Source organism: Kitasatospora sp. NPDC086791 (assembly GCF_040685975.1).
Classification (GTDB): Bacteria; Actinomycetota; Actinomycetes; order Streptomycetales; family Streptomycetaceae; genus Kitasatospora.
In genome coordinates this window covers 87,095-94,348 of the sequence record NZ_JBFBOC010000023.1, presented here as the reverse complement: position 1 = coordinate 94,348, position 7,254 = coordinate 87,095, and the positions used below count along the sequence as shown (strand labels likewise).

At 71.1% G+C, this 7,254-nt stretch carries 8 protein-coding genes; 3 read left to right on the top strand and 5 right to left on the bottom strand.

The genetic code is table 11. The features are described from left to right. Positions 1–294 precede the first annotated feature (294 nt). Positions 295–939, bottom strand: a complete 645-nt coding sequence (locus AB0Q99_RS25695) for a TetR/AcrR family transcriptional regulator (RefSeq protein WP_363575555.1) — start codon at positions 937–939, stop codon at positions 295–297. Positions 940–1,383: 444 nt separating this feature from the next. On the opposite strand from AB0Q99_RS25695, the gene AB0Q99_RS25690 reads away from it, so the two are divergent. Continuing rightward, positions 1,384–1,737 (top strand): DUF6542 domain-containing protein, encoded by a 354-nt coding sequence (locus AB0Q99_RS25690; RefSeq protein WP_363575554.1) that lies wholly within the window; start codon positions 1,384–1,386, stop codon positions 1,735–1,737. Further along, a complete protein-coding gene (locus tag AB0Q99_RS25685) occupies positions 1,730–3,436 on the top strand; it encodes an LCP family protein (RefSeq protein WP_363575552.1) in 1,707 nt (568 codons plus the stop codon). The genes AB0Q99_RS25690 and AB0Q99_RS25685 overlap by 8 nt, the downstream gene beginning before the upstream one ends. A gap of 85 nt (positions 3,437–3,521) precedes the next feature. Here the strand turns inward: AB0Q99_RS25685 and AB0Q99_RS25680 are convergent, their stop codons facing one another. The 4 genes from AB0Q99_RS25680 to AB0Q99_RS25665 form a co-directional block, all read right to left on the bottom strand. Beyond that, a complete protein-coding gene (locus AB0Q99_RS25680; protein WP_363575550.1) occupies positions 3,522–4,004 on the bottom strand; it encodes a hypothetical protein in 483 nt (160 codons plus the stop codon). Between the two features lie 13 nt (positions 4,005–4,017). Further along, positions 4,018–4,587, bottom strand: a complete 570-nt coding sequence (locus AB0Q99_RS25675; RefSeq protein ID WP_363575548.1) for a hypothetical protein — start codon at positions 4,585–4,587, stop codon at positions 4,018–4,020. A gap of 71 nt (positions 4,588–4,658) precedes the next feature. After that, complete coding sequence (locus tag AB0Q99_RS25670; RefSeq protein WP_363575546.1) at positions 4,659–6,254, bottom strand: hypothetical protein; 1,596 nt, start codon at positions 6,252–6,254, stop codon at positions 4,659–4,661. A gap of 24 nt (positions 6,255–6,278) precedes the next feature. Then, the gene (locus tag AB0Q99_RS25665) at positions 6,279–6,575 is read right to left on the bottom strand and encodes a type VII secretion target (RefSeq protein WP_363575544.1); all 297 of its coding nucleotides are present in this window, start codon (positions 6,573–6,575) and stop codon (positions 6,279–6,281) included. Between the two features lie 229 nt (positions 6,576–6,804). Between AB0Q99_RS25665 and AB0Q99_RS25660 the strand changes: the two genes are divergently transcribed. After that, a complete protein-coding gene (locus tag AB0Q99_RS25660; RefSeq protein ID WP_363575542.1) occupies positions 6,805–7,185 on the top strand; it encodes a VOC family protein in 381 nt (126 codons plus the stop codon). The last annotated feature ends 69 nt before the right edge of the window (positions 7,186–7,254 follow it).

Genomic DNA, 7,254 nt, shown 5'->3' with positions numbered 1-7,254 from the left:
TTCCGAGGCTTGACGCCCTGTCCGACGTTTCAAACTCTAGCCGATCCGTACTCCGAAAAGCGAATCGGCCGCAATCCGATAAAACGAGCACGCCAGATAAGCGCCAGGCCGCGACGCAGAAATGCGCACGCAACCCAGCCCGAACCTGGGACGTGGTGTTTCAGAGGATTGGCCGCCCCGGGACCGTCCGCGCTGACGCGTGTCCGGTGCTCCCTGCCGAGCGACTAGGGAACAATACTCCTACTCCGCCCCCATGCCAAATGCCCCGCCTGCGGTCCCGGCAGCCCGCCGGGTTCACCCCCGGGCCGCCGGCCCGCCGTAGATCCGCAGGAAGGCGTCGACGCCGACCGCCGCGATCCGCTCGACCTCCTCCTCCGCCACCGGTACGGCGCCCCAGAACGAGCGCTCGGCGATGCCGTGGAAGGTCAGCAGCGTGTACTGCTCGGCAGCCAGTCCGGCGTCCTCGACGGTCAGCAACCCGCGCTCGGCGAGCGCCTCGAAGTGCGCCGCGAGGTCGCGCTGCGAGGCGATCGGTCCGGCCTCCAGCCAGGCCTCCAGGACGTCCGCCGGGATGTTGGCCACCTCGGCACGGATCGCCCGGCCGAGCGCCCCGTGCTCACCGGCGGACAGCACCGCGCGGGCCCGCTCCACCGCGAAGTCGACCAGGTCCCGGCGCAGGTCCATCACGCGGTCCAGGTACTTCGCCATCAGGTCCCGGATCTTCTCGGTCAGCTCGGCCGAGTTCTGCAGCGCCACCGACAGGAAGAGGGTCTCCTTGTCGGCGAAGTGGTTGTAGACGGTGCGCTTGGACACCCCGGCCTCGGCCGCGATCGCGTCCATGCTGGCCCGCACGTACCCCTCGCGCCCGAACACCACCATCGCGGCCTGCGTGATCGCCTTGCGCTTCTCCGGCCGTCCCGCTCCACCCGTGGTCGCCACGACCCACTCCTCATCCGTCGGCCATCGGCCGACCACTTAGAAACTACCCGGTGTAGTTTATCCGACGCCCTACTGACCTGCCCTGACCTGCAGGGCGGCTCCGGACTGCCGCCGGACGCATGTGATCTATGCTGCCTACGATCTCTACACCCGTGTAGAGGCAAAGCGGAAGCTCCCGTCCCCGCACGGGTGCCCCGACCGCCCGCGGGAACCGGGCGACCGGCCCGGACGTCCAGAACTGGCAGCGCCACGAACACAGTTCCGAACGCCGACCAGGCACCGGCGCGGGCGCGTGCGCCACCGTGGCGCACGGGACACGGGAACACCAGGGGTGAGCGCGTGGCGGGACAGCGAGGACGGTCGCCGGACCAGGGTTCGCGGCGGCGGGCAGCCGGCAGACCGGGGGCGTCCGCACGCCCCCTGCCCGGCGGCGCCGCACTGCCCGTGACGGTGGCCCTCGGGCTGCCACTGGCCGGCGCCGCGGTCGACGAGGTCTCCGGCCCCGGCATGGGCCTGGTGTTCGCGGTGGGCGCGGTGCTCGGGACCGGCCTGGCGGCGGCACTGAGCAGCCGCAACGGCTGGTGGTGGGTGCTGGCGGCCTCGCCGCTGGTGGTCCTGGGCGCGACGGCCGCCGTCGAGCTGGCGGCCCACCGGGACCGCTACCAGGGCAAGGGCCTGGCCACCGGCGCCGCGAGGTGGGTGGTGAACGGCTTTCCCGTGATGGCCGAGGCCGCGGCGGCAGCCCTCCTCGTGATCGTGGTCCGACTGGTCCGGCAGCGGAGGAGGCAGCATGGCTGACGACGCCGAGCGCACCGAGCACACCGGGGGCGCCGCACAGACAGGGCGGACCGGGGGCACCCCGGAGAACGCCAGGCAGGCCGGTGGCCGGGCGGCCGCCCGCCGGGGCAGTGGGAGCCGTACGTCCTCCCCGCTGCTGATCGCCGGCCGGGTGGTGGCCTGCACCGTCGGTTTCGCGGTGTTCGCCGCCAGCGGGGTGGTCTGGTACGAGTACACCTCCCTCACCGACGGGATGACCACCTCCAACGTCATCGCCGAGACGAAGAAGGACGCCCCCAAGCACCTCGACAACTCGGTCAACCTGCTGCTGATCGGCCTGGACAGCCGCAAGAACATGGACGGGTCCGACCTGCCCCCGCAGTTCGTCCAGGACGAGCTGCACGCCGGCCACAGCTCCGAAATCGGCGGCTACAACACCAACTCGCTGATCCTGCTGCACATCCCGGCGAACGGCGGCAAGGTGCAGGCCGTGTCCATACCGCGCGACGACTACGTCATGACCTACAACGCCGACGGCTCGCAGCTGGGCATGGCCAAGATCAAGGAGGCCTACGGCGCGGCCAAAGACAAGGCCGATCCGGGCCTGCGGGCCAAGGGCCTCAAGGGCGCCGACCTGGAGAAGGCGGGCCGCGACCTGGGGCGCGCGGCCACCATCCGCACCGTGCAGAAGTTCCTCGACCAGCCCATCGACCACATCGCCGAGGTCAACCTGATGGGTTTCTACGACATCGCCAAGGCGGTCGAGCCGATCCAGGTCTGCCTCACCCACGACACCAAGGACCCGGCCATGGCGGGCCAGGGCTCCGGCGCCGACTTCAAGAAGGGCATCAACACCCTCAACGCCGCCCAGGCGCTCTCCTTCGTCCGCCAGCGCCACAACCTCGACGGCCCCGACGGGAACTCCGGCGACTTCGCCCGCACCCACCGCCAGCAGGCCTTCATCTCGGCCGTCGTGCACAACCTGAAGCAGAAGGGCATCGTCGGGGACCTCGGCAAGATGCAGCAGCTGATGAGCGTCATACAGAAGGACCTCGTCATCGACAACGAGTGGAACATCCTCGACTTCGCCCAGCAGGCCCCGGCGCTGACCGGCGGGAACGTCGAGTTCAACACCCTCACCTTCGACGGCTTCGGCACCCGGAACGGCCAGGACGTGAACCTGGTGACCCCGGCGAAGGTCCAGAAGGTGGTCAAGCAGGTGTTCGGCTACGCCGACGCCGCCGCCCCGGCCCAGGGCGACCCGGCCGGCGACACCACCCAGCAGCCCACCCCGACGCCGACGCCGACGCCGACGCCGACCGCAGCCAAGGCCGTCACCGTGGACGTCCTCAACGCCTCCTCGGCCACCGGGGTCTCCTCCACCGCCGAGTCCAAGGCCCTGGTCGCGATGGGGTTCAAGGAGGGCCGGACCGGCCCGGCGAGCAGCAGGCCGAAGACCACCACCGTGGTCTACGGCAAGGGCGCCAAGGAGGCCGCCGACCAGATCGCCGCCCGCTACGGCGTGACCGCCACCGAGTCCACCACCGCCTCCGTCGGCGCCGACCGCGTCGTGGTCACCCTCGGCACCGGCTTCACCGGCGTCGACGGGGACAAGACCGCCGCCCCGTCCGGCGCCCCGTCCGACCCGGCCGCCAGCCTGCCGATGCAGGGCCCGGGGGTCGACGCGCAGTCCGACGGCGGCATCCCCTGCGTCTACTGACGCTCCCGGCCGACCGTGCGGTGCCCCGCCGGCCTCTCCGACCTCGCCGACCCGGGCGGCCCCGGCGACCCCGGTGGGGCACCGCTCACGACCACTCGAAGTAGAGCGCCGGCCGCACCGGCCGCGGACCGCCCGGCGCGAAGAGGAACACCAGGTTCACCGTCGGCCCGAACGGCTCCGCCAACCGCGGGCCACGGATGCTCAACCCGAACTCGGTGATCCGCCGGCCCGCCGCCTGCCCCTCCCTCGCCTCGCGGTACCAGGCCTCCACGGGCTCGGCCGGCAGCTCCCAGTACGCGGCCAGCTCGCCCGACAAGCGGTAGGCGTCGTCCACCGTGGCGGCCGGGAAGGTCGCGCTGACCAGGTCGAGCGCCTCCCCCGCGGCGGCGACCGTCAGCTCCACCCGGCCGGTGAACCAGCGCCCGCCCGGCAACGCGATGGTCGCGGCGACCACGGGCAGGTGCCAGCGGCGCCGGACGCCCTCGGGCCAGCCCACGTCCCGGCGGGCGTGGCTGCCGCGGAGGTTCCAGGTGACGGCCGTCGGCTGAACGGGCTGCTCGTACGGCAACGGGGCCTCCGAATCAGGGCGCGGTCGGGATGGCCGGGGTGGCCGGGGTGGCGGACGCGGTGGCCTGGTCCCGGAGGGTGAGCCGCAGGTTGTCGCCCCAGGCGATGTTGACCTTCAAGGTCACGGGCTGCCCGCTGTTGACGGTCTCGTACTTGAGGCTGATCCCGAAGAGCGGTCCGGTCGGAGTCAGCAAAGGGAAGTCGGACCCGCCCTCCAGCCCGGCGAGATGCGACCGATCACCCTTTGCCAGATGATCGAGGACCGCCCGCCGGAAGCCGACGATCCCGTCGGACTTCAGGCCGAACTGCTTGGCGAGTTCCATGGCCTTCCCGTACGCCTCTTCGAGCGGCATCCCGGGGTACCAGCAGACGAGTTCGTCGATGTTCTCGGCGTCATCGTGGGTGGCAGCCACGACCAGGAACATCTTGTCGGCGTGGAAGCGCTGTCCGCCCGGCAGGTCGATGTCCAGGGGGCCCAGGTCCTCGAAGTCGTGGCCGCTGTGCGGATTCAGCTTGACCCCGAGATCGGCGCCCCGGTGCGAGCTCCGGAGGTCCCAGTGGACAGCACGCGTACCCCCACTCACCAGGTAGCACCCGGCCGCCAGCAGAACGAGGCAGAACGGAATCGCGAGGATCCGGATCCTCCACGCCCGCGTCACGGCACGACCTCGTACGCGTCGGCCCGTTCGAGCAGCGGTGTGTCGATGAGCGTCTTCGCCTGCACCGGATCCGCCAGGAGCTGCTGGTACTTGGGCAGCATGTCCTTGCGGATCCAGTCCATCCGATCGTCGGTGTCGGTCACGTACCGATCGTCCCGCCAGGTCGACCATTCGCCGCCGTAGTAGCCGTTGAAGGACTTGCCGCCCGGGATCGGTGACTCGGTCATGGCTGACAGCACTTGGGCGAACGTGTCCCCGACCGGGCCGTGGTACTTCTCCACCTCCTTGTACGAGGTCGGCAGCACCTTGGTCTGCTCACGTTCCAACAGAGCCGCGTTGCCGGCCGCCACCCTCTTCGGGTCGCCCGATTCGATGTCCCGCCAGGCATCGGTCAGTTCCTTCGGGTAGAGGATCGGGTCCTGCGCCTGCAACGCCTCGATGCCCGCCATGCCGTACTGCTGGTAGGCGGCGTGCATGGCGCCGACGTCGTCGAAGATGTCCTTCTGCATGTTCAGGAACTTGTTCTGGAACCACTGGACCTCCTCCGTGCTGAGGCCGGCCAGGAGCGACATCCCCGGGACGGGAACGACGAGCCCGCCGATGTCGGCGCCCTTGATGACCTCGTTGAGGTCGTGGAGCCCGCCGTACACCGGTGCGCCGGCCAGTTTGGCCATTCCGGCCCACTGGAAGTCCCGGTTCTCGTCCCACAGCTTCTGGTACCAGGCGTAGACCTTCTGCACCGTCTGGTCGTTGAAGTCCAGGCCCTTGTCCGGATCCCAGGCCGACGGGTCGATCCCCGCCTTCTTCAGGGCGAGTTGCTTGTAGTACTCCGGGAGCGTCGGCACGCCGGGCAGGCCCTGGACCTTCCAGGGCGCCGCGTCCAGGAACAGGTTCCGCTGGTCCGGCGCCAGGGCATTCCACCAGGCGGCCCGGGCGGCCGGGTCGGCGGGGACGGCGTCGCCTTCGACCGTCCCGGCGAGCCGGGTGGCCTCGCCGAGGTCCTTGGCGGCGAGCTGGAGCGCGCCCGCCAGGCCGTTCCGCCCCGATCCGTCGAGGAGCCTGGACTCCGCGGCCAGTTTGCCGAGTTCGACCGCGCACTTGGCGTCCGCCTGGGTGGCGGCCTGGACGGCGGCGGCGATGTCGGCGGTGAGGGTCGCGGCGTACGCGGCCTCGGTGCGGTAGGAGTCCGCGGCCTCCTGGCGCAGCGCCGCGTTCTTGGGCAGCTGGTCGGCCGGCGTCGGCGTCGCGGTGACCGTGCCGTTGGCGTCGACCGTGAGACCGAGCCTGCTCGCCTCCGTCAGCGCGTACTGCAGTTCCTGCTGGGCGGTGGTGACCGCCAGGACGAAGCCGGCCAGGACCTGCTCGACCGCCTGGAGTTCCAGTGCGGCCACCTGCAGTTGCAGCTCCTGCTCGCCGAACGAGTGCCGGGCGCCGGTCGCGGCGGGTCCGGTCCAGGTCCCGAGCGGCTTCAGCACCGACTCCTCGATGTGCTGCCGTGCTTGGTCGAACGCCTTGGCGACGGCCTGCCAGTCCTTGCCGGCCTCCGTCACCGACTCCAGCTTCACGTCGCGCAGGCGCGCGAAGTCCACCACGGGAGCCCCCCTTCCCCTGTTCCGCTACCGGAGGGCCCCGGCGTTCCCGCTCTCGGTCTTGCCGTAGCCGTCGGCCGCCTTGCGGAGCGCCTCCTCGTCCGTTCCGAGCGCGGTGCGGATCTTCTCCACGCCCTGCGTCCAGGCGGTGACCACGGCGGCCAGTTGCCCGGCCACCTGCCAGCCGCCGAGCGCCGTCTCGGCGGCCCCCGAGGCGGTGCCCGCGGTCTGGACCGGCGTGGCAAGACCGGCGGCGATGGACGAGGCATTGGCCGCCGAGGACCTCAACTGCTCCGGTGAAACCTCGAATCCGGCGCCCGACATCGGATCGACCCCCCATTGCTCGATGCGATGCCCCGACCCTAGCGGCGCCGGGCGGTTCGCCGCCGGACTTTCTCGAACACGGACACGAGCGCAGGCGTGAGCGAAGGCACGAGCGCGAACGCGGCCGGCCCTCGGACCACCCTGGCGCAATTCTCCGTACTATGTATAGTGTACTGCGTACGGGGTAACCGTACGGATGCCCCGCGATGCCGACGAGAGGGTTCTCGCCTTGCAGATCACCACCACCGCCGTCGCCCTGACCGTCGAGGACGTCACCGCCTCCGCCGCCTTCCTCCAGCGGCACTTCGGCTACGCCGAGGAGATGTCCGCCGACGGCTTCGTCTCGCTCAAGCACCCGGGCGGCGGGGTCGCCGTCGTCCTCCTGCGGCGCGGCCTGGAGGTCCTGCCGGAGGAGCAGCGGCACCGGATCGCGGACGGCGTGATCCTGGTGTTCGTCGTCGAGGACGTCGCCGCCGAGGAACGGCGGCTGCGCGAGGAGGGGGTCGCGATCACGCTGCCGCTGCGCGAGGAGCCGTGGGGCGAGAAGCTGTTCCAGGTCGCCGACCCGAACGGGGTCGTGATCGAGCTGGTGGAGTGGGCCGGGCGGTAGCCGCGGAACGACGGACGCCCCCTCGTCCCGGCCGGGACGAGGGGGCGCCGACGCGCACCGACGCGCGCC